Here is a 25,623-nt window from a genome sequence, read left to right as displayed (position 1 = left end):
CCTGATACGACGCTGACGCGTCTTATCAGGCTTACATTCGTTTCGGTTTTGTTGGCCGGATAAGGCGTTCACGCCGCATCCGGCATTTCACAGCATTACTTGGTGATACGAGTCTGCGCGTCTTTCAGGGCTTCATCGACAGTCTGACGACCGCTGTCAGCGTTAATTACCGCAGTACGTACCGCATACCAGAAGGCAGACATCTGCGGAATATTCGGCATAATTTCGCCTTTCTGGGCGTTATCCATGGTGGCGGCAATACGCGGATCTTTCGCTAACTGCTCCTGATAAGATTTCAGTGCAACAGCGCCCAGCGGTTTGTCTTTATTCACTTCTTCCAGACCCTGATCGGTCAGCAAGTAGTTTTCGAGGAACTCCTTCGCCAGTTCTTTGTTCGGGCTGGCGGCGTTAATACCGGCACTCAGAACACCAACGAACGGTTTAGACGGCTTACCTTTGAAGGTTGGTAGCAGCGTCACGCCGTAGTTCACTTTGCTCTTATCGATGTTGCTCCATGACCACGGGCCGTTGATGGTCATCGCTGTTTCGCCTTTGTTAAAGGCAGCTTCTGCGATGGAGTAATCGGTGTCTGCGTTCATGTGTTTGTTTTTGATCAGATCAACCAGGAAGGTTAAACCGGCTTTCGCCCCTGCGTTGTCCACACCGACATCTTTCACGTCGTATTTGCCGTTCTCATACTTGAAGGCGTAACCACCGTCAGCGGCAATCAGCGGCCAGGTGAAGTACGGTTCTTGCAGGTTGAACATCAGCGCGCTCTTACCTTTCGCTTTCAGTTCTTTATCCAGTGCCGGAATTTCTTCCCAGGTTTTCGGTGGGTTCGGAACGAGATCTTTGTTGTAAATCAGAGACAGCGCTTCAACCGCAATCGGGTAGGCGATCAGTTTGCCGTTGTAACGAACGGCATCCCAGGTGAAGGGATAGAGTTTGTCCTGGAAGGCTTTATCCGGGGAGATTTCTGCCAGCAGGCCAGACTGTGCATAGCCACCAAAACGGTCATGCGCCCAGAAAATAATATCCGGGCCGTCGCCAGTAGCAGCTACCTGCGGGTACTTCTCTTCCAGTTTATCCGGATGTTCGACAACGACTTTGATACCCGTGTCTTTCTCGAATTTCTTACCGACTTCAGCCAGGCCGTTATAGCCTTTATCGCCGTTAATCCAGATGACCAGCTTGCCTTCTTCAATTTTGGCGAGTGCCGTGGCGGAAAACATCAGTGTTGTCAGGGCCGACAAAGCAAGGATGCGTGCGCCAGTTTTAATTTTCATATAACCCGTCCTTTTCCATTTGTGTATATTGCTCGTGGATACGCAGAGGTCGCTTAACGGTCTTTAGTTTCTTTCTATGACATCCTCTTTCCATCCTCCTTTCCCCTACGCCCCATTGCTGCTTTATGTGATCTGTGTTGCATAAATGAGCGTAATGCGGGGTGGCGCACATAAAATAGACATGTTTTTTGCAACGGGGGTCACGAAATTCCTCCTGGTTGCCAGCCATCCGTCGCAGTACCTGCTTTCTCATCCTCCCGCCTCCTCCCCCATAAAAAAGCTGGGGGGTGGAGGATTTACCTAATCATCTGATGCCGCATAGTCAGCCCATCATGAATGTTGCTGTCGATGACAGGTTGTAACGAAGGGAGAAGGGCATGGCGAGCGTACAGCTACGAAATGTAACGAAGGCCTGGGGCGAAGTGGTGGTATCGAAAGATATCAATCTCGACATCCACGAAGGAGAGTTCGTGGTGTTTGTCGGGCCATCAGGCTGCGGTAAATCAACATTACTACGTATGATCGCCGGGTTAGAAACCATCACCAGTGGAGACTTGTTTATCGGGGAAAAGCGGATGAACGACGTGCCGCCTGCAGAACGCGGTGTCGGTATGGTGTTCCAGTCCTATGCGCTTTACCCCCATCTCTCGGTTGCGGAAAACATGTCGTTTGGCCTGAAGCTGGCGGGCGCTAAAAAAGAGGTGATTAACCAGCGAGTTAATCAGGTCGCTGAGGTGCTGCAACTGGCACATCTGCTGGATCGTAAACCAAAGGCGCTTTCTGGTGGGCAACGTCAGCGTGTGGCAATAGGCCGTACGCTGGTGGCGGAACCCAGTGTGTTTTTACTCGATGAACCGCTCTCCAACCTTGATGCCGCGCTGCGCGTACAGATGCGTATCGAAATCTCCCGCCTGCATAAACGTCTGGGCCGCACCATGATTTATGTCACTCATGACCAGGTCGAGGCAATGACGCTGGCGGACAAAATCGTGGTGCTGGATGCCGGTCGTGTGGCGCAGGTCGGCAAGCCGCTGGAACTTTACCACTATCCGGCGGATCGCTTTGTCGCGGGCTTTATTGGTTCACCGAAGATGAACTTCCTGCCAGTGAAAGTGACCGCGCTCGCCATCGATCAAGTGCAAGTTGAACTGCCGATGCCAAATCGCCAGCAAGTCTGGTTGCCGGTAGACAGCCGCGATGTCCAGGTTGGGGCCAACATGTCATTAGGTATTCGCCCTGAGCACCTGTTACCGAGTGATATCGCTGATGTCACGCTGGAAGGCGTGGTGCAGGTGGTAGAGCAACTGGGCAACGAAACGCAAATTCATATCCAGATCCCTTCAATACGTCAAAACCTGGTGTACCGCCAGACTGACGTGGTGTTGGTAGAAGAGGGTGCCACATTCGCTATCGGCCTGCCGCCAGAGCGTTGTCATCTGTTCCGTGAAGATGGCACTGCATGTCGTCGACTGCATCAGGAACCGGGCGTTTAAGCATTCCACAACAGACACAACGTCTCTACAAGGCGATGTGTAAAAAAAGAAAAGCAATGATCTCAGGAGATAGAATGATGACAACTCTGCGCAAACTCCCCCTGGCAGTTGCCGTCGCAGCAGGCATGATGTCTGTTCAGGCAATGGCCGTGGATTTCCACGGTTACGCTCGTTCCGGTATTGGCTGGACGGGTAGTGGCGGTGAACAACAGTGTTTCCAGACCACTGGTGCACAAAGTAAATACCGTCTTGGTAACGAATGTGAAACCTATGCGGAATTGAAACTGGGCCAGGAAGTGTGGAAAGAAGGCGATAAGAGTTTCTACTTCGATACCAACGTAGCCTATTCCGTAGCACAGCAAAACGACTGGGAAGCTACCAGCCCGGCCTTCCGTGAAGCGAACGTTCAGGGTAAAAACCTGATCGACGCGCTGCCGGGTGCCACCATCTGGGCAGGTAAACGCTTCTACCAACGTCATGACGTTCATATGATCGACTTCTACTACTGGGATATTTCAGGTCCTGGTGCTGGTCTGGAAAACATCGATCTCGGTTTCGGTAAACTTTCTCTGGCAGCTACGCGTTCTTCTGAAGCGGGCGGTTCTTCCTCTTTCGCCAGCGATAATATCTACGATTATGTTAACGAGACCGCGAACGATGTGTTCGACGTACGTTTAGCACAAATGGAAATCAACCCAGGCGGTACTTTAGAACTGGGTGTGGATTATGGTCGTGCAAACTTACGTGATGATTATCGTCTGGTTGATGGCGCTTCTAAAGACGGCTGGATGTTCACTGCTGAACATACCCAGAGCATGTTAAAAGGCTTCAACAAGTTTGTTGTTCAGTACGCAACTGACGCAATGACGTCTCAGGGTAAAGGTCTGAACCAGGGCTCGGGCGTCGCGTTTGATAACGAGCACTTTGCTTACAACATTAACAACAACGGTCATTTGTTGCGTATCCTCGACCACGGTGCAATCTCCCTGGGCGACAACTGGGACATGATGTACGTAGGTATGTACCAGGATATCAATTGGGATAACGACAACGGCACCAAATGGTGGACGGTCGGTATTCGTCCGATGTACAAGTGGACGCCGATCATGAGTACCCTGCTGGAAGTGGGCTACGACAACGTCGAATCCCAACGCACTGGCGACAAGAACAACCAGTACAAAATCACCCTTGCTCAACAATGGCAGGCTGGCGACAGCATCTGGTCGCGTCCGGCTATTCGTGTCTTCGCCACCTACGCCAAGTGGGATGAGAAATGGGGTTATGACTACAACGGTAGCTCCAAAACTAACCCGAACTACGGCAAAGCCGTTCCGGCGAATTTCGAAGGCGGTAGCTTCGGTCGTGGCGACAGCGACGAGTGGACCTTCGGTGCCCAGATGGAAATCTGGTGGTAATAACGCACTAACCTGACCTGATGAGGGGCGTAAGCCCCTCTGTTTATCGGGTTTGGCGCGCTATTGCCTGGCTACCGCCTGACCCCCGCTTTCTGAGGTGATAACAATGAAAATGAAAAAAAGTCTCGTCGCCCTTTGTTTATCTGTAGGGCTATTGGCTGGCGCACCGGGAATCACTCTGGCAGACGTTAACTACGTACCGCAAAACACCAGCGATGCCCCCGCCATTCCCACCGCTGCGCTGCAACAACTGACCTGGACGCCCGTCGATCAAGCTAAAGTCCAGACCACACAGTTGGCAACGGGCGGCCAACAACTGAACGTAGCAGGTATCAGCGGCCCGGTTGCGGCGTACAGCGTACCGGCTAATATCGGTGAACTGACTTTGACGCTGACCAGCGAAGTGAATAAGCAAACCAGCGTATTTGCACCGAACGTATTAATTCTTGATCAGAACATGACGCCTTCTGCTTACTTCCCCAGCAGCTATTTTACCTACCAGGAGCCTGGTGTAATGAGCGCCGATCGTCTTGAAGGGGTAATGCGCCTGACGCCTGCTTTGGGTCAGCAGAAAATTTATGTTTTGGTCTTTACTACTGAGAAAGATCTCCAGCAAACCACGAAACTGATTGATCCGGCAAAAGCCTATGCCAAAGGCGTGGGTAACGCCGTACCGGATATTCCTGATCCGATTGCCCGCCATACCACTGATGGTTTGCTGAAACTGAAAGTGAAAACCAATAGCAGCTCCAGCGTTCTGGTTGGGCCACTGTTTGGTTCTTCCGGTCCGGGGCCGGTCACTGTAGGCAACACTGCTGCACCTGCTTATGCAGCACCAGCACCGACAGCAACGCCAGCACCAGCGAAGAAAAGCGAACCGATGCTGACAGATACCGAAAGCTATTTTAATCAGGCGATCAAAGAGGCGGTGGCAAAAGGTGATGTCGATAAAGCGCTGAAACTGCTTGATGAAGCTGAACGTCTGGGCTCGACCTCTGCCCGTTCCACTTTTATCAGCAGTGTAAAAGGCAAGGGGTAACCACTCCCCGCAGTGCTGATTTTGCAACAACTGGTGCGTCTTCTGGCGCACCTTTTTTTATCATTTTTTGCGATTGTTGCGTTTTTGTTGCGCAATAGATCACTTAATTTTGTTTCCTTCTCCCGTAATCTCTTTTCTGCGATACAATGCCTTCACGTTATAGAACGGAGAGTTCGCATGTCACATCCCGCGTTAACGCAACTGCGTGCGCTGCGCTATTTTGCTGAGATTCCGGCGCTTGATCCCGCACAACTCGACTGGTTATTACTGGAAGATTCCATGACCAAACGTTTTGAGCAGCAGGGAAAAAAGGTGAGCGTGACAGTAATCCGCGAAGGCTTTGTCGGGCAACAAGATGTTGCCCTGGAGTTATCGCAGTTGCCGCAAGAGCCTCGCTACTGGCTGCGGGAAATTTTACTTTGCGCAGATGGTGAACCCTGGCTTGCGGGGCGCACTGTGGTGCCAGAATCAACGTTATCTGGCCCTGAACTGGCATTACAAAAACTGGGTAAGACCCCGTTGGGGCGCTACCTGTTTACATCATCAACGTTGAGCCGTGATTTTATTGAGATTGGTTGTGATGCAGAGCTATGGGGGCGGCGTTCACGTCTGCGGTTAAGCGGTAAGCCCCTGATGCTTACTGAACTGTTTTTGCCTGCATCACCGTTGTACTAAGAGGAAATAAAGATGGAGTGGAGTCTGACGCAGAATAAGCTGTTGGCGTTTCACCGCTTAATGCGTACGGATAAGCCAATTGGCGCGTTACTACTGCTCTGGCCAACCCTGTGGGCACTTTGGGTGGCTACACCAGGCGTGCCACCATTGTGGATTCTGGCAGTATTTGTGGCTGGAGTCTGGCTAATGCGGGCCGCCGGGTGTGTGGTTAACGATTATGCTGACCGTAAATTTGACGGTCATGTTAAACGCACCGCAAACCGACCGTTGCCCAGCGGTGCGGTAACCGAAAAAGAAGCCCGGACGTTGTTTGTGGTGTTGGTGCTGCTGGCATTTTTGCTGGTACTGACACTGAACACGATGACGATTCTGTTATCTGTAGCCGCACTGGCACTGGCCTGGGTTTACCCATTTATGAAGCGCTACACGCATTTACCGCAAGTGGTATTGGGCGCGGCATTTGGTTGGTCGATCCCTATGGCTTTTGCTGCGGTTAGTGAGTCGGTGCCGCTTAGCTGCTGGTTGATGTTCCTTGCGAATATCCTTTGGGCAGTGGCTTATGATACTCAGTACGCGATGGTTGACCGCGATGACGATGTTAAAATTGGCATTAAATCCACGGCGATCCTGTTTGGGCAATACGATAAATTTATTATCGGCGTATTACAGATTGGCGTGATGGTATTAATGGCGCTGATTGGTTGGCTTAACGGCCTGGACTGGGGCTATTACTGGTCGATTCTGGTTGCAGGTGGTCTGTTTGTTTATCAACAAAAGCTGATTGCCAACCGTGAGCGTGAAGCCTGTTTTAAGGCGTTTATGAATAATAACTATGTTGGCCTGGTGCTGTTTTTAGGGCTGGCAATGAGTTACTGGCATTTTTAATTTTGTTAATTTAATAAAAAAACCGGTCACTTGACCGGTTTTTTATTATCTTGATTTACTCGCCCTGCGTCGCACTTTCAATCGTCAGACGCACATCAGACGTAATCAACTCCGCCAGCATCTGATACACCTTCAATGTCTCTGCCGGTTCGGCGTCGCCACTATCGCTGATGTAACCTTCATCACGCAGAGTCAGTACCAGAGAACTGAACACTGCTTTGTCGAAGAACTCCGGCGCGTTAATGCCATGCAACACTGACAGACGTTGCGCCACGGTGCGACTCTCTTTCTCCAGCGAACTGCGGTTGATTGCCGGATTAGCGCTTAGCAGCCAGAAAGTGATGGCATAACGCTGCAATGTTTCGCGTGCACCAGCGGCCAGCAACTGCAATGTGCGGGAGTGTGAAGGATTAATTTGCAACTCGTCATTTTGCAGGGTAATCAGCCCTTGACGCGCCATCTCACGCGCCAGTGCATCAATAACATCTGGTAATTCGTCGCGATCCCAACGCAGGAACAGCTCAGCTTTCAGCATTGGGTACAGCACTTCAACGTGGTGCAACAATGCCTCACGGGAGATGTGACGGTGCTGCGTGACAATTGCTGCCATCAACGAAGGCAGTACCAGCATATGTGCAATGTTGTTGCGGTAATAGGTCATCAACACTGCCTGTTCACGCGGCAGAATGATGATGTCACCAATGGTGTCTTTCTCCACCTCAAACTTATTCATCTGCAGCGCGTGGTCAATCAGTTCACTGGCGCTGGCAGAAGGTACAGTCGCATCGGGGGAGTACGGCACATTGCGTAACAGATCAAGATAGCAATCTAACTGCTCGGTCAATTGCTCACGGGTAAGTGAACGCTGACGAGATGCCAGTAACGCAGTACAACACAGGTTCATGGCGTTAGCCGCCCCGGCGTTATTAATACGCACCATCAAATCGGCAGCAATGTTATTTACCGTCGGTGTTAACCAGGCCGGACGCACCGCTTCGATCGGGTCGATAGATTCGCGCCATTCTGGTACGTGCTGGTTGAGATAGGTCATCAACGGAATGGGTTCGCCAAAATTGACATAGCCCTGACCGAGATTACGCAGCTTGCTTAGACCACGCAGCATCTGCGCCATGTTCTCTTTCTCTTTGGTTGCCCCACGCAGTTCTTTCGCGTAGGTGCCCACCTCCATCACGTGCTCATAACCGATGTAAATCGGCACTAAGGTAATAGGACGAGTACCGCCACGCAACATTGCCTGAATGGTCATCGACAACGTACCGGTTTTCGGGTCCAGCAGACGACCAGTACGTGAACGGCCCCCTTCAACAAAATACTCTACAGAATAGCCACGGCTAAACAGCTCACCCAGATATTCACGGAATACAGTAGAGTAGAGTTTATTGCCCTTAAAGGTACGGCGGATAAAAAACGCCCCCAGACGGCGGAAAATCGGCCCTGCTGGCCAGAAGTTCAGGTTAATCCCGGCGGCAATATGTGGCGGTACCAGCCCCTGGTGATATAACACATAGGAAAGCAGCAAGTAGTCCATATGGCTGCGATGGCACGGCACATAAACAATTTCATGACCATCGTGCGCCAGTTGCCGTACACGCTCGGCATTATGAACATTAATGCCCTGATAGAGACGGTTCCAGGTAAAACCGAGAATACGGTCGGTAAGACGGATCATCTCATAAGAGAAGTTAGCTGCGATCTCTTCCATCAATGCGACGGCATTTTGCTGCGCTTTTTCATGGGAGATTTTCTTGCTACGCGCTTCGTCTTCTACCGCTTTGGCGATCGCACGGGAGGCGAGCAGTTTATTAAACAGATCCTGACGGGCAGGCAGGCGCGGGCCAACTGCTGCAAGTCGCTGACGAGCGAAGTGCATACGCGCGACACGTGCCAGTTTCTGAGCAATAGTTTTATCCGTGCCGTGTTCATCTGCCATATGGCGTAAAGAAACGGACGGCGAGAAACGCACAAAGCTGTCACGGCCTAACCACAGAACAGCAAAGAATTTTTGCACACCGTTGAGCATACGCAATGGTGGATTAACTTCGCCTTTTTCACGCCCTGGTGAACGACCAAACATTACCGATACTGGCACCATCTGGACGTCGAGATTGGGGTTACTGCGGTGTAAGTCGAGATAGTCGTGAAACAGCTTGATCGACTCTTCTTTTGGCGTGTAATAAGTGAACACGCGTGGACCGCCGTGAATAAAGACATAGCGAGGCAGCAGCGTACCGTCGATCTCCAGTGGATCTAACGGGTCAGGGAGATCGTGCGCCAGACACTGGGCACGTAGGGTCAGCAAATCCGCTTTTGAGTTGTACGGTAAAACGTACATAATTGGACGAGAGGTATCGAGCCCCAGTTCCGGGGCAGGATCTGCCGGAATAGACTTGCTTTTTACCAGGATGCTTAATGGTAAATTCAGTAATTTGTAGTAAATTCGTGGCCAGCCGGACATAAACGATGTAAAGCCTCTGGTTAATAATGCAAATGCGCCGCAAGGATAGCAGAAAGTCGGTTGAAATTCTGTTGTATCCCTTCAACCTTCGCGTCGCGTTGTTGTCACCCGAATTACACGGGTAAACAGTTCTTTTTTATTGACGCTAATAAAGCAAAAAGGTTCTTTCAATGGCCAATAATACCACTGGATTCACCCGGATTATCAAAGCAGCAGGTTATTCCTGGAAAGGTTTTCGTGCTGCATGGGTTAATGAAGCAGCATTTCGCCAGGAGAGCGTCGCAGTATTGCTAGGCGTGGTCATCGCCTGCTGGCTGGATGTCGATGCGATTACCCGCGTATTATTAATTGGTTCAGTAATGCTGGTGATGATTGTCGAAATCCTTAACAGTGCGATCGAAGCAGTGGTTGACCGCATTGGTTCTGAATATCACGAACTTTCCGGGCGAGCCAAAGATATGGGGTCTGCCGCCGTTTTACTTTCTATTATCGTCGCACTGATAACCTGGGGCATCCTGTTATGGTCGCATTTCCGATAATGCTTCCAGATTTCGCTAAAACTCTCGTTTATCGTGTATTTTGTGATTCCAAATTCGCCTTTCGCTGTATATACTCACAGCATAACTGTATATACACCCAGGGGGCGAAATGAAAGCGTTAACGGTCAGGCAGCAAGAGGTGTTTGATCTCATTCGGGATCACATCAGCCAGACAGGTATGCCACCGACGCGTGCGGAAATTGCGCAGCGCTTGGGGTTTCGTTCCCCAAACGCTGCTGAAGAACATCTGAAGGCGCTGGCACGTAAAGGCGTCATTGAAATTGTTTCTGGTGCTTCGCGTGGTATCCGACTGTTGCAGGAAGAAGAAGAGGGGCTGCCGCTGGTTGGGCGTGTAGCTGCTGGTGAACCACTTCTGGCACAACAGCATATTGAAGGCCATTATCAGGTCGATCCTTCTCTCTTTAAACCCAATGCGGACTTCTTACTTCGCGTTAGCGGCATGTCGATGAAAGACATTGGTATTATGGACGGCGACCTGCTGGCAGTACATAAAACACAGGACGTACGTAATGGCCAGGTCGTTGTGGCGCGTATTGATGACGAAGTTACCGTTAAGCGTTTGAAAAAACAGGGTAACAAAGTCGAACTCCTGCCAGAAAATAGTGAATTCAAACCTATTGTTGTCGATCTTCGTCAACAGAATTTCACTATTGAAGGTCTGGCTGTAGGCGTAATTCGCAACGGCGACTGGCTGTAATCAAGCTTTTAATACCGCGATGCATCAGGCATCGCGGTCTGTTTTTCACTTCTTCTCATCAGGCTTGTCTGCATGGCATTCCTTACCTCATCTGATAAAGCACTCTGGCATCTTGCCTTACCCATGATCTTCTCCAATATCACCGTCCCGTTACTGGGTCTGGTCGATACGGCAGTTATTGGTCATCTTGATAGTCCGGTTTATTTGGGCGGTGTGGCTGTAGGGGCAACGGCGACCAGCTTTCTCTTTATGTTGCTGTTGTTTTTGCGTATGAGCACCACCGGTCTTACCGCCCAGGCTTATGGTGCAAAAAATCCTCAGGCTTTAGCACGAGCACTGGTGCAACCGCTGTTGCTGGCATTAGGGGCTGGAGCATTAATTGCTCTGTTACGCACACCGATAATCGCTCTTGCTTTACATATTGTCGGTGGCAGTGAGGCTGTACTGGAACAGGCACGACGCTTTCTGGAAATCCGTTGGTTAAGTGCTCCGGCATCACTGGCTAATCTGGTATTACTTGGCTGGTTACTTGGCGTGCAATATGCCCGTGCGCCGGTTGTTCTGCTGGTGGTCGGTAATATCCTCAACATTGTGCTCGATATCTGGCTGGTGATGGGGCTTCATATGAACGTGCAGGGCGCGGCGCTGGCGACGGTTATTGCGGAATATGCAACATTGCTGATTGGTCTGCTAATGGTGCGTAAAATCCTCAAACTACGCGGTATCTCCGGTGAAATGCTGAAAACAGCCTGGCGAGGCAACTTCCGCCGCCTGCTGGCACTTAACCGCGATATCATGCTGCGTTCGTTATTGTTACAACTCTGTTTTGGCGCAATAACGGTTCTTGGCGCGCGACTGGGAAGTGACATTATCGCCGTCAACGCGGTCCTGATGACGCTACTCACCTTTACCGCCTATGCGCTGGATGGTTTTGCCTACGCGGTTGAAGCGCATTCAGGTCAGGCGTACGGTGCACGCGACGGGAGCCAGCTACTGGAGGTCTGGCGTGCAGCGTGCCGCCAGTCGGGGATCGTAGCGTTGCTGTTTTCTGTGATTTATTTGCTGGCGGGTGAACATATCATTGCCTTACTGACCTCGTTAACCCAGATCCAACAACTGGCCGATCATTATCTTTTCTGGCAAGTCATTTTGCCGCTGGTGGGGGTCTGGTGTTATCTGCTGGATGGCATGTTTATTGGTGCAACACGCGCCGCCGAAATGCGCAATAGTATGGCGGTCGCAGCAGCAGGATTCGCGCTTACGTTACTGACCTTACCGTGGCTGGGTAATCATGGTTTGTGGCTGGCATTAACCGTATTTTTGGCACTGCGAGGGCTTTCTCTGGCTTATATCTGGCGTCGTCACTGGTGTAATGGCACTTGGTTTGCAGAAACGTGATGGTTAAAAATTCTGATAAATAATTCTGATTCCAGATTCCTGACTACACTTAATCTCACGTTCAGCAGAAAACATAGCGATGTTGGACGCAATACTCTCGCTATTCACAACCTAACGATGAGGACTTGAATATGAATAAAGACGAAGTCGGCGGTAACTGGAAACAGTTGAAAGGTAAAGTGAAAGAGCAATGGGGCAAACTGACCGATGATGATATGACGGTCATTGAGGGCAAACGCGATCAGCTGGTGGGGAAAATCCAGGAACGTTATGGCTATCAGAAAGATCAGGCGGAAAAAGAGGTCGTAGACTGGGAAACCCGTAACGACTATCGCTGGTAACCCTCATGCCTGTAAGTACAAGGATGTACTCCCTCTGTAAGACAATGTTGTTAGCGCGGCTTTTTCTTCACCTGAATGGAATGGTCGTGCTGGCACTTTTCAGGATGACGACACGCTTCAACTTCAACACACGCTGCACATAATCCATGTGCTTCAATCACATTATGCCGCAAGGCAAAGCCCATTTTTGCCGCCAGAGTATGCATAATATCTTCCACACCTTCCGCACACTCTTCTTTCACCGCGCCACAACGATCGCAAATAAACATCGCAGACGTATGGGTCGGCTGATCAAACAGATGGCAGAGTACATAGCTGTTGGTGGATTCCACCTTATGTACAAATCCCTGCTCCAGCAGAAAATCCAGTGCACGATAAACCGTCGGTGGTTTGGCTTGTGGTTCGGATTCGCGCAATAAATCCAATAGATCGTAAGCACTGATAGCGCCTTCCTGGAGGCTCATCAGACGTAGCACTTCGAGGCGCTGCGGAGTCAGGCGCACATTACGCTGGCTGCAGAGTTTTTCAGCCTGCGCCAGTAACTCCTGCGTTGTGGTCATTTCCATTTAGCACCTCAAAATATGGGAAATAAGGAAGTCCTTACTTTATCATGTTCTCTGTTAAACGCCGAGATCCCCGGTTACTCAAGCCCTTCACCAGAGCATTGCCTTCTGGCTTAATCGTTATGCTATAGTAGCGCCCCCATTTACCAAATGATTAAAAAATCGCCATGTCAGCAGAATCACAAACCGCTTATCCCGCATACCGTTTCTCCATTGCTCCGATGCTCGACTGGACAGACAGGCATTGCCGTTATTTCTTGCGTCTGCTCTCTCGTAATACGCTGCTCTATACCGAGATGGTGACCACGGGGGCGATTATTCACGGTAAAGGTGATTACCTGGCATACAGCGAAGAAGAGCATCCGGTGGCATTGCAACTGGGTGGTAGCGATCCGGCGGCGCTGGCACAGTGTGCGAAACTGGCGGAAGCGCGTGGATATGATGAAATCAACCTCAATGTGGGCTGCCCGTCTGATCGCGTACAGAACGGTATGTTTGGTGCGTGCCTGATGGGTAACGCGCAGCTGGTGGCGGACTGCGTTAAAGCGATGCGTGATGTGGTGTCGATTCCGGTGACGGTGAAAACGCGTATTGGTATTGACGACCAGGACAGCTACGAATTTCTTTGTGATTTTATCAACACCGTTTCCGGTAAGGGTGAGTGTGAGATGTTTATCATCCACGCCCGTAAAGCCTGGCTTTCCGGTTTAAGCCCGAAAGAAAACAGGGAGATCCCGCCACTTGATTATTCTCGTGTCTATCAGCTGAAGCGCGATTTCCCCCATTTAACAATGTCGATTAACGGCGGGATCAAGTCGCTGGAGGAAGCCAAAATGCATCTGCAGCATATGGATGGCGTAATGGTCGGGCGTGAGGCTTATCAGAATCCTGGTATTCTGGCGGCGGTAGATCGAGAAATTTTTGCTTCTACAGATACAGATGCTGATCCGGTCGCAGTGGTGCGAGCAATGTACCCCTACATTGAACGTGAACTTAGCCAGGGAACGTATCTGGGGCATATCACGCGGCATATGCTGGGGCTGTTCCAGGGGATTCCAGGAGCACGTCAATGGCGGCGTTATTTAAGCGAAAACGCCCATAAACCCGGCGCGGATATTAACGTACTGGAACATGCTTTAAAGCTGGTTGCAGATAAGCGTTAATTTTTAACCAAAACTTAGTCAAATTCACCACGCCCTGCGTTAACTCGCGGGGCGTTTTGTTTATAAATCAATAGATTATTTGTTGGCATGATTCTTGTAACGCCAGCAAGAGATTTCATTTTTGGGAGAACATCATGCTGGAACTACTTTTTGTGATTGGCTTCTTTGTCATGTTGCTGGTCACCGGCGTCTCTTTTCTCGGGGTAATTGCTGCCCTGGCAGTGGCGACCGCATTTATGTTTTTGGGCGGTATGCTGGCACTGATGATTAAGTTATTGCCGTGGTTGTTGTTAGCCGTTGCGATAGTGTGGGTTATCAGGGCGATTAAATCGCCAAAATTGCCACAATATCAGCGCAATAACCGCTGGCGTTACTAAGGGATTGTGCGGAGGATCACAACCTCAGTTTTTGCCCTTAGAACAAAATAGGAATTGATAATTAAATCTGTCACTATTGCGCGTCAAACAAATTCATCGAGCTGTACCCTACATACAGCCGAACTAAAAAAGAAAGGGCTTCCCAGGTGGAAGCCCAATTTCTTTCTACAATACTCAAGGAATCAATAAACTGGAGCCTTGTGTCGCCCGGCTTTCCAGAACTTCATGGGCACGCTGCGCCTCAGTAAGCGGATATTTTTGCGCATCCGCAACATCCACTTTAATCACGCCGCTGGCAATCAATGAAAATAGCTCATTGCTGGCTTCGCTCAATTCATCTCGCGTGGTGATATAGCCTTGCAGGGAAGGGCGCGTCACATACAACGAACCTTTCTGATTCAAAATCCCTAAATTAACCCCGGTTACTGCGCCAGAAGAGTTACCAAAACTGACCATCAGACCACGACGTTGCAGGCATTCGAGCGACGCCTCCCAGGTATCTTTACCTACCGAGTCATAGACCACACGGAGTTTCTTGCCGCCAGTAATCTCTTTGACTCGCTCGACCAGATTCTCTTCGCGATAATTAATAACCTGCCACGCTCCTGCTTTTAACGCGCTCTGTGCTTTTTGCGCTGTACCAACAGTGCCGATAAGTTTGGCCCCTAATGCCTTCGCCCACTGGCAGGCGATCAGACCGACTCCGCCCGCAGCAGCATGAAACAGAAATTGTTCGTCAGGTTTTATTTCATAGGTTTTACGCAGCAGATAAAACACCGTTAAGCCTTTCAGGAACGACGCGGCTGCCTGTTCAAAAGAAATGGCTGCTGGCAGAATTGCGGCTTTATCGGCATTAACATTATGTACGGAGCTGTATGCGCCCAGTGCCGACTGCGCATAAACCACGCGATCACCGGCTTTGATATGCTTCACGCCGCGACCGACCTTGCTCACTACCCCCGCCGCTTCTGTACCTAATCCACTGGGCATAGACGGTGGCGGATAAAGACCACTACGGATATACGTGTCGATAAAATTAACGCCGATGGCTTTGTTTTCTACCTGGATTTCATTCTCTGCCGGATCGGTAGGAGTGAACTCCACGGTTTGCAGAACTTCCGGGCCACCATGTTGGTGAAATTCGATTTTTATTGCCATCGTTCGCTCCTGTACTGTGCGGAAATTACCCAATAAGCCTAACAGTAAGAACTTAAGTACGGGTAATTATTTATACCCAGAAGTTAGTTGCATCGGCTGGAAAGGAAACTGATAAGCTGATGAGGTCAATAAATCCAGGGAGTGGTGATAATGAGTGGTGGATTGTTAGATTTCTCGAGTTTAGTTATAACATTTGGTTTGGTCCTTATCCTGGTTGCAGGACTAATATGGCTTTTGGGAAATAGCTTCAAATCAAAGCCAATCAAGACAATATGCAGACTTATTAGTACGGTGATTTTTTCCTTTGCCGTTGTTTTGCTTCTGGATGAGTATGATCTTATAGATACGCCATTGTGACATGCTGGTGAGCCACTTTGTCTGTCGACCGACCTGGCCAATTCTCATATCCACCGGAAAGCGGGGACGTTAAATGCTGTAGCGAGAAACTGTTTCTCGCTATACTCTCTTGTCCCCCATTCAACAGCAGGTAACACCATTCGTTATGGCAGGCAATAAACCTTTCAACAAACAACAGACTGATAACCGCGAGCGCGATCCTCAAGTTGCCGGGCTGAAAGTGCCTCCGCACTCGATTGAAGCGGAGCAATCAGTGTTGGGCGGTTTAATGCTGGATAATGAACGCTGGGATGATGTGGCTGAGCGCGTTGTCGCGGATGATTTCTACACCCGACCGCATCGCCATATCTTTACCGAAATGGCGCGTTTGCAGGAAGGCGGTAGCCCGATTGATCTGATAACACTGGCGGAATCACTGGAGCGCCAGGGGCAACTTGATAGCGTCGGTGGTTTTGCTTATCTGGCTGAACTGTCAAAAAACACCCCAAGTGCGGCGAACATCAGCGCTTATGCCGACATCGTGCGCGAACGTGCCGTTGTTCGCGAGATGATTTCCGTTGCTAACGAGATTGCCGAAGCCGGTTTTGATCCGCAGGGGCGTACCAGTGAAGACCTGCTGGACCTGGCTGAGTCTCGCGTCTTTAAAATTGCCGAAAGTCGGGCGAACAAAGACGAAGGACCGAAGAATATCGCCGATGTACTCGACGCAACCGTCGCGCGTATTGAGCAGTTGTTCCAACAGCCGCACGATGGCGTGACGGGGGTAAATACTGGCTATGACGATCTGAACAAAAAAACCGCTGGCCTGCAGCCGTCGGATTTGATCATTGTTGCAGCACGTCCGTCGATGGGTAAAACGACATTTGCGATGAACCTCGTCGAAAATGCGGCGATGTTGCAGGATAAACCGGTGCTTATCTTCTCGCTGGAGATGCCATCGGAACAGATTATGATGCGTTCTCTGGCGTCGCTGTCGCGCGTTGACCAGACTAAAATCCGTACCGGGCAACTGGATGATGAAGACTGGGCGCGCATTTCCGGCACGATGGGCATTTTGCTGGAAAAACGTAATATCTATATTGATGATTCCTCCGGCCTGACGCCCACAGAAGTGCGCTCCCGCGCCCGCCGCATTGCCCGTGAACACGGCGGCATCGGGCTTATTATGATCGACTACTTGCAGTTGATGCGTGTACCGGCACTTTCCGATAACCGTACTCTGGAAATTGCTGAGATCTCCCGCTCATTAAAAGCCCTGGCGAAAGAACTCAATGTGCCCGTGGTGGCGCTCTCACAGTTGAACCGTTCTCTGGAACAGCGTGCCGACAAACGCCCGGTTAACTCCGACCTGCGTGAATCCGGCTCCATCGAGCAGGATGCGGACTTGATCATGTTTATTTACCGTGATGAGGTTTATCACGAGAATAGTGATTTAAAAGGCATCGCGGAAATTATTATCGGTAAACAACGTAACGGCCCTATCGGTACGGTACGTTTGACCTTTAATGGTCAGTGGTCACGCTTCGATAATTACGCAGGGCCGCAGTACGACGATGAATAATCAATTTGCCGGTTAAACACCGGCAAAATTTTTATCGGCGGGATTGGGCCTGATTATATTGCTCTTCTTTATAATCTTCAGGTTGAAGACTATCGTAATCAATATTGTCATAGATAGCTTCTATGTCGCCAGCAACGGTGAATCCTGCATCAGTCAGTAATTTTTTAACACGATTGTATTCATGTTGTTCAGTATCTTCATCGCCATAAAAATAGGTGAACATCAGGTAATTGGGCACGGTATCTGCGACTAGTTCATAGTTAGCTTCATCATTCAGCCGAACCACTTGCGCTTTATCGAGGGGGATCGTATTGGGACCTCGCCATAAGCCGACAAAACCTTCATGATCTTGCCCAAACCAGCTGATTAATTTATTCGTCGCCTTTATTGCCGTCACATTATCCTGAATTTCAGGGATGGCGAGTTCTTCTTCATTTAAATAACTGTTATCAGAAGGGGCATCCCAATTTGGATCGTCGGTTAATGTAAGCTGTAGCTCATCAATGATTTCTTTAATTTGATTACGTTTGTTTTTGAGTAGTTCCAGGTCTGGGGTCATTACTATCTCCTTGTAAAATGCTTTTCCTGAGTTCGTTGAACTGCTTTATTCCGCCGGGCTTTCAATCCCTTTTTTTAGCCACTCTTTAAGGCTCAGAACCGAGTTATCTTCGTCTTCGTGGAATATGATATTGTCGATCCGCCAACAGCCATCATCAGCGGAACGCGCCATTAGCGCTTCGTCCTGCCAGGCCTTTTTATCATCAACGGTAAAATGAAAATGGAGGGCGACAGTGACGTTGTTATCACCAGGTTTATACGATGACGGTAGTGTCACGCCATCAAATTTCTCATAGTAACTATCCGAAGGATAAGACGTGAAAATAATCCCGTCACCAAAAGTAGGTTTGGCCGTGGGATCGATGGCGTAGTCGCGTTTATTTCTGTCATACGCGCCAACAATCAGTTGATAAAGCGAGGGGGTGAGGTATTTCTGAAAAAATGTCAGCTGGTCTTTTTCACTCTTAAAGCTGGTATCAGAAAAAACATAGGTTGAGTAAAACTTATCTGCGACACCGTCAGGTGTCTGCGCCGGGCAAGCCCCCGTCGCGGCAGGCGTTATACCTGCGATTAGCAGAAAAAAGAAAACAAATTTTATCTTTGTCATGGCTGAAAATCCGATATCATCTTGCCGTTTATAAACCCATCCCTGGATGTGGAATAGCATACTCCGGTCCTATCTGTTTAGCGAGGTTTTGCACGGGTGGGCAGAACCTGAAAAAAAGGAATACAAATGCAAGCGGCAACTGTTTTGATTAACCGCCGCGCTCTGCGACACAACCTGCAACGTCTGCGTGAACTGGCCCCCGCCAGTAAACTGGTTGCGGTGGTGAAAGCGAACGCCTACGGTCACGGTCTGATTGAGACCGCGCGAACGCTCCCCGATGCTGACGCCTTTGGCGTTGCCCGTCTCGAAGAAGCCCTACGGCTGCGAGCGGGGGGCATCACGCAACCTATTTTGTTACTGGAAGGTTTTTTTGAAGCAGGCGATTTGCCGACGATCTCCGCTGAACATCTGCAAACCGCAGTCCATAATGAAGAGCAGCTTGTCGCCCTCGAAGCCGCTGAGCTTAAAGAGCCTGTCACCGTCTGGATGAAGCTCGATACCGGAATGCACCGTCTGGGCGTATTGCCGGAACAGGCCGAGGCGTTTTATCAGCGTCTGAGTCAGTGTAAAAATGTCCGCCAGCCGGTGAACATTGTCAGTCACTTCGCCCGTGCCGATGAACCGCAAAGCGGCGCGACTGAAAAGCAGCTCGATATCTTCAACACCTTTTGTGAAGGTAAACCGGGGCAACGCTCAATTGCGGCATCAGGCGGCATTTTGTTATGGCCACAGTCGCATTTTGACTGGGCGCGTCCGGGGATCATTCTTTACGGTGTTTCGCCGCTGGAAGATGGCACGACCGGGGCGGATTTTGGTTGTCAGCCAGTCATGTCTTTAACCTCCAGTCTGATTGCCGTACGGGAGCATAAAGCCGGAGAACCAGTAGGTTATGGCGGAACCTGGATTAGCGAACGTGATACCCGTCTTGGTGTTGTGGCAATGGGCTATGGTGATGGTTATCCGCGCGCTGCGCCGTCTGGTACTCCGGTACTGGTCAATGGTCGAGAAGTGCCCATTGTCGGTCGGGTAGCAATGGATATGATCTGTGTGGATTTAGGTCCGCAGGCGCAAGATAAAGCCGGAGATCCGGTCATTCTGTGGGGTGAAGGGTTACCCGTTGAGCGTATCGCTGCAATGACAAAAGTAAGTGCTTACGAACTTATTACGCGCCTGACCTCAAGGGTAGCGATGAAATACGTGGATTAATAATCGTCTCCAGGGAGGGACAATGTCTTATTCAGAAATCGCCGCGTGTCTGGCATACGCGGTTTCCGTCTGGCTGGCCGCCAGAAACAATGTGCATACCTGGTGGATCGGCATTATTGGCTGCATTTTGTACGGTTGGGTTTTTTGGTCCGTGCAGCTCTACGCTGATGTGACACTCCAGTTGTTCTTCATTGCAACCAGCATCACTGGCTGGATCCACTGGCTGAAAGGTCAGGGTGGCGACATCTTGCCGGTGCGTCGTACACATGCGAAACACTTTTTCCTCTTGTTGCTTTGTGCTGTTGTTGTTGCAGGCGGCTACGGCTTTTTACTCCACACCTTTACCAATGCCTGGGCCCCCTGGCTGGACTCACTGATTTTGACCTTCAGTGTCCTGGCGCAATTCATGTTGATGGGAAGACGTATCGAAAACTGGTACGTCTGGTTAGCGGTGAATACCCTGGCAGTACCGCTGTATATGACACGTGGGTTGAATTTGACCGCGGGTTTATATTTCTTGTTCTGGATTAACGCCTGGCATGGTTTGTATCAGTGGCGCAAGGAGCTACAGGCATAATGAAACCTTTCTCAACGGGTCTGGTGGTCGGCAAGTTCGCTCCCTTACACTGTGGTCATGAACGGTTGATTAATACCGCACTGGCGCAGTGTGAAGAGTTATACATCATCAGTTATTCCGTACCAGAAATGCCAGGCTGTGAACCGGAGAAACGGTTGAGTTGGTTACAATTACGCTTCCCGCGAGCGAATATCCTGGTCCTTACTCCTGAACTTGTTGCGAGCTATAACCTGACTGCAATACCGCCTAATGATGCAGATGAGGATATTCATCGCCATTATGTCGCGACGATATGCCTGCAAGTATTACATTGTCGTCCACAAGCCGTCTTTACTGCGGAAGATTATGGAGATGGCTTCGTTAAGGTGCTGGCACAGCGATTTGCACAGCCTGTTAAGCATATTCGATTGCAGCGTCCTGTTGGCGATGAAGCGCCTTCGGGAACACTGATTCGTTCCGATGTTCACCGTTACCGCTACATGTTGGCCTACGACGTATATCGTAGTTTTGTTCACCGGATCTGCCTGCTTGGTGGGGAATCGACAGGTAAAAGCACGCTTTCAAAAGCGTTGGCGGAGGTGCTTGGGACGGCGTATGTCGCCGAATTTGGGCGTGAGTATTGGGAAGAGAAAAACGGTATCCTCACTGGAAATGATTTGCTGCATATTGCTCGTGAGCAGGTACGCCGGGAACAACATTCTTCAGCAAATCATTATCTTATTTGTGATACGTCGCCCCTTACAACGTTGTTTTATATGCTTGATCAATATGGTCATGCGCCACAAGAGTTACATCGTTTGGCAGAACGGGAATATTCACTGGTCGTGCTTTGCGGTGCTGAATTTCCGTTTATGCAAGATGGCACCCGGCAAGGAGAAGCATTTCGTGCGCGTCAGCAGGCGTGGTATGAAATGGAATTAACGCGCAGGAATATTCCTTATCTTTCCGTTGCAGGTTCGTTGGCTGAACGATTAAGACAAATTCTCGACCATCTACCCGATAGACTTTAAACATCCTCTCGATCTTCTCCCGCTTCCGGTTTATTGTGTTTTAACTACCTGCCTGTAAACCTGGAGAACCATCGCGTGTTTCAAAAAGTTGACGCCTACGCTGGCGACCCGATTCTGTCGCTTATGGAGCGTTTCCTGACCGACCCCCGTAGCGACAAAGTGAATCTCAGTATCGGTCTTTATTACAACGAAGACGGCATTATTCCGCAGCTTAATGCTGTCGCAGAGGCTGAAGCACGGCTTAATGCGCAGCCGCATGGCGCTTCACTTTATTTGCCGATGGAAGGGCTGGGAAGTTATCGACAGGCCATTGCTCCGCTGCTGTTTGGTGCGGAACATCCGGTTGTTGAGCAACAGCGTGTGGCAACCATTCAAACGTTGGGCGGTTCCGGCGCGTTAAAAGTGGGTGCAGATTTTTTGAAACGTTACTTCCCTGATTCTGGCGTCTGGGTAAGTGATCCCACATGGGAAAACCATATTGATCTGTTTGCCGGTGCGGGTTTTGAAGTCAGTACTTACCCCTGGTATGACGAAGCCACTAACGGTGTACGCTTCAATGACTTACTGGCAACACTAAAAACATTACCCGCGCGTAGCATTATTTTGCTGCATCCTTGCTGCCATAACCCGACAGGGGCTGATCTCACCAACGACCAGTGGGATGCGGTAATTGAAATTCTCAAAGCACGTGAATTAATCCCGTTCCTTGATATTGCTTATCAGGGATTTGGTGCAGGAATGGACGAAGACGCATATGCACTTCGCGCCATTGCCAGTGCAGGTTTACCGGCATTAATCAGCAATTCATTTTCGAAAATCTTCTCTCTGTACGGCGAACGCGTTGGCGGTCTTTCGGTCATTTGTGAAGACCATGAAGCCGCAGAGCGTGTACTGGGGCAACTGAAAGCCACGGTACGGCGTATTTATTCCAGCCCGCCGAGTTTTGGCGCTCAGGTTGTGGCGACCGTGCTGGGTGATGAAGCGCTGAAAGCCAGCTGGCTGGCGGAAGTTGAAGCAATGCGTACCCGTATTCTGGCGATGCGTCAGGAAATGGTGAAAGTGCTACGCGCAGAAATCCCCAATGGGAATTTTGATTATCTGCTTAAGCAGCGGGGCATGTTTAGTTACACCGGACTAAGCGCTGCTCAGGTTGATCGCCTGCGTGAAGAATTTGGCGTGTATTTGATCGCCAGCGGTCGCATGTGTGTTGCCGGACTTAATGCGCAAAATGTACATCGTGTTGCGAAGGCATTTGCTGCGGTAATGTAATTGGATTCAGCAGGCGGGTATCTCTCCCGCCTGTTCCTGATACCAGCCATCTTCTCTTTCCCTGTTCCATTTTTCACTCACCTTTGCATGGATTCGCAGAGATAACTTTATGAAAAATAATGTTTTTAACTGTTGGTACGGATTGTGCAATACCGTTGCCGTCTATGACCATCAGGAGAAAAACATGGAGAACATGACCTCGCCCGGCACGCTGCTTAGTGGAGATAACGCGACCTGGCTTGAAGAGTACTACCAGACCTGGTTGCGTGCGCCGGAACAACTCCCGGAAGACTGGCGGCGTTTTTTTCTTTCACCTGAACTGACTGTCCAAAGCGTATCCGGTGATAACAATGTCAGCGGTACGACCTTAAAAAAACAGGCTGCGGTAATACAACTGATCAATGCCTGGCGCACACAGGGGCATTTGCGCGCAAAGCTTGATCCCCTTGGTTTGAATCCCCCGGCTGACGTTCCCTCCCTCCAGCCGGGTTTTTGGGGATTAAGCGAAGAAGACTTGTTGCAGGAGTTTAGCGTCACCTTTGGCGCACACACCACGCAAATGCCACTTAAGCAACTGCTTAACCTGCTGGAGCAAGCCTGGGCGGGTAGCCAGGCTTATGAACTTGCTCATCTGGAAAATCGTGAAGAAATCAACTGGCTGTTATCACGGATTGAGAGCAGCAATGCGCCACAAGCTGATGCCCAAACCTGCATTGCCCGTTTTGAAAAACTGATGGCGGCAGAGACGTTAGAGCGTTATCTGCATACCCGTTATGTTGGGCAGAAACGGTTTTCTCTGGAAGGAGGAGAAAGTGCAATCCCGGCACTCGATACGCTGACAAAACGCCTGCGTGCGCAAGGCGTAGAGGAAATGGTCATTGGCATGGCGCATCGGGGAAGACTCAATGTGCTGGTGAATCTGCTGAATAAAGATCCGGCGCAGCTGTTTGCCGAGTTTGAAGGTAAGCAGATGATCGGCAGTGGTTCAGGTGATGTGAAATACCACATGGGATATTCCAGTAACCTGGAAACACCTGCCGGTTCGTTACATGTAGCGCTGGCGTATAACCCCTCACATTTAGAGATTGTGAATCCGGTGGTGCTGGGCCAGGTGCGAGCCAGACAGGAACGTCGTGGAGAGAATGGTCAGGCGCAAGTGGTCGGGGTACTCATTCACGGCGATTCTGCACTGGGCGGTCTTGGTGTCAACCAAACCACGTTTAACTTATCGCAGACCCAGGGCTACGGTACGGGCGGCACGCTACATCTGGTGATTAATAATCAGATTGGTTTCACCACTTCCCGCTTGCAGGATATGCGTTCATCACGCTACTGCACCGATATCGCCAAAATGGTTGCGGCACCGGTTATCCATGTTAATGGTGATGATGTCGATGCTGTTTGCCAGGCAATAGCGTTGGCGTGCGACTGGCGAAATACCTTCCGGCGCGACATCATCATCGATATTTGCTGCTTCCGTAAGCACGGACACAACGAAAGCGATGAGCCACGTCTTACCCAGCCACAAATGTATCAGGCAGTGGATGCTCACCCTGGTACCCGCGCCCGTTATGGTGAATCTCTTGCCCGCCGTGGCCTGTTAACTCAGACGCAACAAGATGAGATGACGGCACGCTATCGTGACTGGCTGGATAGCTGTCAGAAACGTGAACCGCTGCCTGTGACACCCGCGACGCATTCTTTTAGCGCCAACTGGAGTGGGCTAACGAATCCTCGCTGGAGCAGTCCCGTAGCGACGGCATTACCCCTTCAGACACTGGCAGCGTATGGTGAAATCATTTCTACACTGCCGCCAGATGTGGTCGCGCATCCCACCATTAAACGTCAACTGGCATTACGCCAGGAGATGGCCGCAGGTACTCAACCAGTAGACTGGGGTATGGCGGAAATGTTGGCTTATGCTTCGCTGGTGGATGCCGGTTTCGGTGTGCGTCTTTCTGGTGAAGACTCAGGGCGTGGCACGTTCAGTCATCGTCATGCAGTGGTACATCATCAAACTGAAGCCCGTCGTTATCTGCCGTTACAGCATATCCGCGCTGGTCAGGCATCTTTCGATGTTTATGATTCGGTGCTTAATGAAGAAGCGCTATTGGCATTCGAATATGGTTATTCAACGTCTGCGCCTCAGCAACTGGTTATTTGGGAAGCACAGTTTGGTGACTTTGCCAACGGCGCTCAGGTTGCTATTGACCAATTTATCTCGTCTGGCGAAACCAAGTGGGATCGCTATAGCGGTTTAACCATTCTTCTGCCGCATGGCTATGACGGACAAGGGCCGGAGCACTCTTCCGCACGCCCTGAGCGCTGGCTGCAACTGTGCGCAGAAAACAACATGCAAGTGGTGATGCCCAGTGAGTCGGCACAGATGTTCCATTTGTTGCGCGGTCAGGCATTACGCCCAATGCGCAAACCGTTAGTAATAATGATGAGTAAGCGTTTACTTCGCGTTAAAGGCGCGATGAGCGATCTTTCTGAATTCACTGATGGCGCTTATAAACCGGTAATCACCGATCCGCAATTGCATCAGTCCCAGAAAGTGAAGCGCGTCATTTTGTGTAGCGGTCAGGTCTATTACGACGTACTGGAAGTCCGTAAGCAGCGTGAGTGTGAAGACGAGGTGGCGATTGTTCGCCTGGAGCAACTCTACCCGTTCCCGGTTACAGAACTGAATGATGTTCTGGCGAATTGGCCGAATTGCTGCGAATGGATTTGGTTGCAGGAAGAGCCAGAAAACCAGGGTGCGTGGCGGCAGATTCGTCATGAGCTGGCGGCACTGAAAATTAACACTCCTTACTGGCAGTATGCAGGCCGCCCGGCAGCGGCAGCTCCGGCGACCGGTTATGGGCGTGTACATAAACAACAAATCGACGAATTTCTTGCTGCTGCGTTTGCAGATATTCAGCCATGAAAGGCGCACAAAAATAATAAGGA

General features: G+C 50.3%; 23 protein-coding genes. 17 read left to right on the top strand and 6 right to left on the bottom strand.

The features are described 5' to 3' along the window. Window positions 1-95 precede the first annotated feature (95 nt). Entirely contained in the window at window positions 96-1,286 is a 1,191-nt protein-coding gene (gene malE, locus K0335_RS09770; protein WP_000695373.1) for a maltose/maltodextrin ABC transporter substrate-binding protein MalE, read from the bottom strand. Between the two features lie 377 nt (window positions 1,287-1,663). Between malE and malK the strand changes: the two genes are divergently transcribed. From malK to ubiA, 5 genes are all read left to right on the top strand, one after another. After that, on the top strand, window positions 1,664-2,779 hold the full coding sequence (malK, locus tag K0335_RS09765; protein ID WP_000179181.1) for a maltose/maltodextrin ABC transporter ATP-binding protein MalK: 1,116 nt from the start codon (window positions 1,664-1,666) through the stop codon (window positions 2,777-2,779). 74 nt (window positions 2,780-2,853) lie between these two features. Next, window positions 2,854-4,194, top strand: coding sequence for a maltoporin (locus K0335_RS09760; protein WP_046076453.1), 1,341 nt, complete (start codon window positions 2,854-2,856; stop codon window positions 4,192-4,194). 106 nt (window positions 4,195-4,300) lie between these two features. After that, window positions 4,301-5,233, top strand: a complete 933-nt coding sequence (malM, locus tag K0335_RS09755; protein ID WP_000782489.1) for a maltose operon protein MalM — start codon at window positions 4,301-4,303, stop codon at window positions 5,231-5,233. Window positions 5,234-5,410: 177 nt separating this feature from the next. Beyond that, a complete protein-coding gene (gene ubiC, locus K0335_RS09750) occupies window positions 5,411-5,908 on the top strand; it encodes a chorismate lyase (protein WP_104919852.1) in 498 nt (165 codons plus the stop codon). Between the two features lie 12 nt (window positions 5,909-5,920). Beyond that, window positions 5,921-6,793, top strand: coding sequence for a 4-hydroxybenzoate octaprenyltransferase (gene ubiA, locus K0335_RS09745; RefSeq protein WP_000455219.1), 873 nt, complete (start codon window positions 5,921-5,923; stop codon window positions 6,791-6,793). Between the two features lie 55 nt (window positions 6,794-6,848). Here the strand turns inward: ubiA and plsB are convergent, their stop codons facing one another. Further along, window positions 6,849-9,269 (bottom strand): glycerol-3-phosphate 1-O-acyltransferase PlsB, encoded by a 2,421-nt coding sequence (gene plsB, locus K0335_RS09740; protein WP_000017352.1) that lies wholly within the window; start codon window positions 9,267-9,269, stop codon window positions 6,849-6,851. Between the two features lie 170 nt (window positions 9,270-9,439). Between plsB and K0335_RS09735 the strand changes: the two genes are divergently transcribed. The 4 genes from K0335_RS09735 (at window position 9,440) to K0335_RS09720 (ending at window position 12,265) form a co-directional block, all read left to right on the top strand. Continuing rightward, the gene (locus tag K0335_RS09735) at window positions 9,440-9,808 is read left to right on the top strand and encodes a diacylglycerol kinase (protein ID WP_000002903.1); all 369 of its coding nucleotides are present in this window, start codon (window positions 9,440-9,442) and stop codon (window positions 9,806-9,808) included. A gap of 109 nt (window positions 9,809-9,917) precedes the next feature. Then, window positions 9,918-10,526 (top strand): transcriptional repressor LexA, encoded by a 609-nt coding sequence (gene lexA, locus K0335_RS09730; protein WP_000646099.1) that lies wholly within the window; start codon window positions 9,918-9,920, stop codon window positions 10,524-10,526. 72 nt (window positions 10,527-10,598) lie between these two features. Then, window positions 10,599-11,924 carry an MATE family efflux transporter DinF gene (gene dinF / locus K0335_RS09725; protein ID WP_000874974.1) on the top strand — a complete coding sequence of 442 codons (1,326 nt, stop codon included), beginning with the start codon at window positions 10,599-10,601 and terminating at the stop codon, window positions 11,922-11,924. Between the two features lie 131 nt (window positions 11,925-12,055). Then, a complete protein-coding gene (locus K0335_RS09720) occupies window positions 12,056-12,265 on the top strand; it encodes a CsbD family protein (protein WP_001030605.1) in 210 nt (69 codons plus the stop codon). Between the two features lie 50 nt (window positions 12,266-12,315). Here K0335_RS09720 and zur read toward each other — a convergent pair whose 3' ends face one another. Continuing rightward, a complete protein-coding gene (zur, locus tag K0335_RS09715; protein ID WP_000426182.1) occupies window positions 12,316-12,831 on the bottom strand; it encodes a zinc uptake transcriptional repressor Zur in 516 nt (171 codons plus the stop codon). 164 nt (window positions 12,832-12,995) lie between these two features. Between zur and dusA the strand changes: the two genes are divergently transcribed. Both dusA and pspG read left to right on the top strand, forming a co-directional pair. Beyond that, entirely contained in the window at window positions 12,996-13,991 is a 996-nt protein-coding gene (gene dusA / locus K0335_RS09710) for a tRNA dihydrouridine(20/20a) synthase DusA (RefSeq protein WP_104919853.1), read from the top strand. A gap of 134 nt (window positions 13,992-14,125) precedes the next feature. Then, complete coding sequence (gene pspG, locus K0335_RS09705) at window positions 14,126-14,368, top strand: envelope stress response protein PspG (RefSeq protein ID WP_000891392.1); 243 nt, start codon at window positions 14,126-14,128, stop codon at window positions 14,366-14,368. Window positions 14,369-14,542: 174 nt separating this feature from the next. Here pspG and K0335_RS09700 read toward each other — a convergent pair whose 3' ends face one another. Beyond that, on the bottom strand, window positions 14,543-15,526 hold the full coding sequence (locus K0335_RS09700; protein WP_000985191.1) for a quinone oxidoreductase: 984 nt from the start codon (window positions 15,524-15,526) through the stop codon (window positions 14,543-14,545). 502 nt (window positions 15,527-16,028) lie between these two features. Here K0335_RS09700 and dnaB point away from each other — a divergent pair. Next, a complete protein-coding gene (dnaB, locus tag K0335_RS09695; RefSeq protein WP_002431749.1) occupies window positions 16,029-17,444 on the top strand; it encodes a replicative DNA helicase in 1,416 nt (471 codons plus the stop codon). Between the two features lie 31 nt (window positions 17,445-17,475). Here dnaB and K0335_RS09690 read toward each other — a convergent pair whose 3' ends face one another. Beyond that, complete coding sequence (locus tag K0335_RS09690) at window positions 17,476-18,003, bottom strand: hypothetical protein (protein WP_104919854.1); 528 nt, start codon at window positions 18,001-18,003, stop codon at window positions 17,476-17,478. 45 nt (window positions 18,004-18,048) lie between these two features. Continuing rightward, entirely contained in the window at window positions 18,049-18,609 is a 561-nt protein-coding gene (locus tag K0335_RS09685; RefSeq protein ID WP_223665951.1) for a hypothetical protein, read from the bottom strand. A 126-nt stretch (window positions 18,610-18,735) separates the two neighbouring features. Between K0335_RS09685 and alr the strand changes: the two genes are divergently transcribed. The 5 genes from alr (at window position 18,736) to K0335_RS09660 (ending at window position 25,600) form a co-directional block, all read left to right on the top strand. Continuing rightward, entirely contained in the window at window positions 18,736-19,815 is a 1,080-nt protein-coding gene (gene alr, locus K0335_RS09680) for an alanine racemase (RefSeq protein WP_046082098.1), read from the top strand. A 22-nt stretch (window positions 19,816-19,837) separates the two neighbouring features. After that, window positions 19,838-20,392, top strand: coding sequence for a nicotinamide riboside transporter PnuC (gene pnuC / locus K0335_RS09675; protein WP_000122232.1), 555 nt, complete (start codon window positions 19,838-19,840; stop codon window positions 20,390-20,392). Further along, entirely contained in the window at window positions 20,392-21,402 is a 1,011-nt protein-coding gene (locus K0335_RS09670) for an AAA family ATPase (protein WP_104919856.1), read from the top strand. The genes pnuC and K0335_RS09670 overlap by 1 nt, the downstream gene beginning before the upstream one ends. A 75-nt stretch (window positions 21,403-21,477) precedes the next feature. Next, window positions 21,478-22,671 (top strand): aromatic amino acid transaminase, encoded by a 1,194-nt coding sequence (tyrB, locus tag K0335_RS09665; protein ID WP_000486933.1) that lies wholly within the window; start codon window positions 21,478-21,480, stop codon window positions 22,669-22,671. A gap of 184 nt (window positions 22,672-22,855) precedes the next feature. Next, the gene (locus tag K0335_RS09660; RefSeq protein WP_160193802.1) at window positions 22,856-25,600 is read left to right on the top strand and encodes a 2-oxoglutarate dehydrogenase E1 component; all 2,745 of its coding nucleotides are present in this window, start codon (window positions 22,856-22,858) and stop codon (window positions 25,598-25,600) included. Window positions 25,601-25,623 lie beyond the last annotated feature (23 nt).

The organism is Escherichia sp. GZ89 (genome assembly GCF_019366485.1).
GTDB lineage: Bacteria > Pseudomonadota > Gammaproteobacteria > Enterobacterales > Enterobacteriaceae > Escherichia > Escherichia fergusonii.
Note: the sequence above shows the minus strand (reverse complement) of the source record. Positions and strands in the feature narration are given on the sequence as shown.

Bases quoted from the DNA above. Each gene is read 5' to 3' on its own strand.
- alr (WP_046082098.1), top strand. From the start codon at position 18,736: ATGCAAGCGGCAACTGTTTTGATTAACCGCCGCGCTCTGCGACACAAC.
- dusA (WP_104919853.1), top strand. From the start codon at position 12,996: ATGTCAGCAGAATCACAAACCGCTTATCCCGCATACCGTTTCTCCATT.
- pspG (WP_000891392.1), top strand. From the start codon at position 14,126: ATGCTGGAACTACTTTTTGTGATTGGCTTCTTTGTCATGTTGCTGGTC.
- dinF (WP_000874974.1), top strand. From the start codon at position 10,599: ATGGCATTCCTTACCTCATCTGATAAAGCACTCTGGCATCTTGCCTTA.
- K0335_RS09660 (WP_160193802.1), top strand. From the start codon at position 22,856: ATGGAGAACATGACCTCGCCCGGCACGCTGCTTAGTGGAGATAACGCG.
- dnaB (WP_002431749.1), top strand. From the start codon at position 16,029: ATGGCAGGCAATAAACCTTTCAACAAACAACAGACTGATAACCGCGAG.
- malM (WP_000782489.1), top strand. From the start codon at position 4,301: ATGAAAATGAAAAAAAGTCTCGTCGCCCTTTGTTTATCTGTAGGGCTA.
- plsB (WP_000017352.1), bottom strand. From the start codon at position 9,269: ATGTCCGGCTGGCCACGAATTTACTACAAATTACTGAATTTACCATTA.
- K0335_RS09760 (WP_046076453.1), top strand. From the start codon at position 2,854: ATGATGACAACTCTGCGCAAACTCCCCCTGGCAGTTGCCGTCGCAGCA.
- ubiC (WP_104919852.1), top strand. From the start codon at position 5,411: ATGTCACATCCCGCGTTAACGCAACTGCGTGCGCTGCGCTATTTTGCT.
- K0335_RS09685 (WP_223665951.1), bottom strand. From the start codon at position 18,609: ATGACAAAGATAAAATTTGTTTTCTTTTTTCTGCTAATCGCAGGTATA.
- malK (WP_000179181.1), top strand. From the start codon at position 1,664: ATGGCGAGCGTACAGCTACGAAATGTAACGAAGGCCTGGGGCGAAGTG.
- zur (WP_000426182.1), bottom strand. From the start codon at position 12,831: ATGGAAATGACCACAACGCAGGAGTTACTGGCGCAGGCTGAAAAACTC.
- K0335_RS09700 (WP_000985191.1), bottom strand. From the start codon at position 15,526: ATGGCAATAAAAATCGAATTTCACCAACATGGTGGCCCGGAAGTTCTG.
- K0335_RS09690 (WP_104919854.1), bottom strand. From the start codon at position 18,003: ATGACCCCAGACCTGGAACTACTCAAAAACAAACGTAATCAAATTAAA.
- malE (WP_000695373.1), bottom strand. From the start codon at position 1,286: ATGAAAATTAAAACTGGCGCACGCATCCTTGCTTTGTCGGCCCTGACA.
- pnuC (WP_000122232.1), top strand. From the start codon at position 19,838: ATGTCTTATTCAGAAATCGCCGCGTGTCTGGCATACGCGGTTTCCGTC.
- lexA (WP_000646099.1), top strand. From the start codon at position 9,918: ATGAAAGCGTTAACGGTCAGGCAGCAAGAGGTGTTTGATCTCATTCGG.
- K0335_RS09670 (WP_104919856.1), top strand. From the start codon at position 20,392: ATGAAACCTTTCTCAACGGGTCTGGTGGTCGGCAAGTTCGCTCCCTTA.
- K0335_RS09720 (WP_001030605.1), top strand. From the start codon at position 12,056: ATGAATAAAGACGAAGTCGGCGGTAACTGGAAACAGTTGAAAGGTAAA.
- K0335_RS09735 (WP_000002903.1), top strand. From the start codon at position 9,440: ATGGCCAATAATACCACTGGATTCACCCGGATTATCAAAGCAGCAGGT.
- ubiA (WP_000455219.1), top strand. From the start codon at position 5,921: ATGGAGTGGAGTCTGACGCAGAATAAGCTGTTGGCGTTTCACCGCTTA.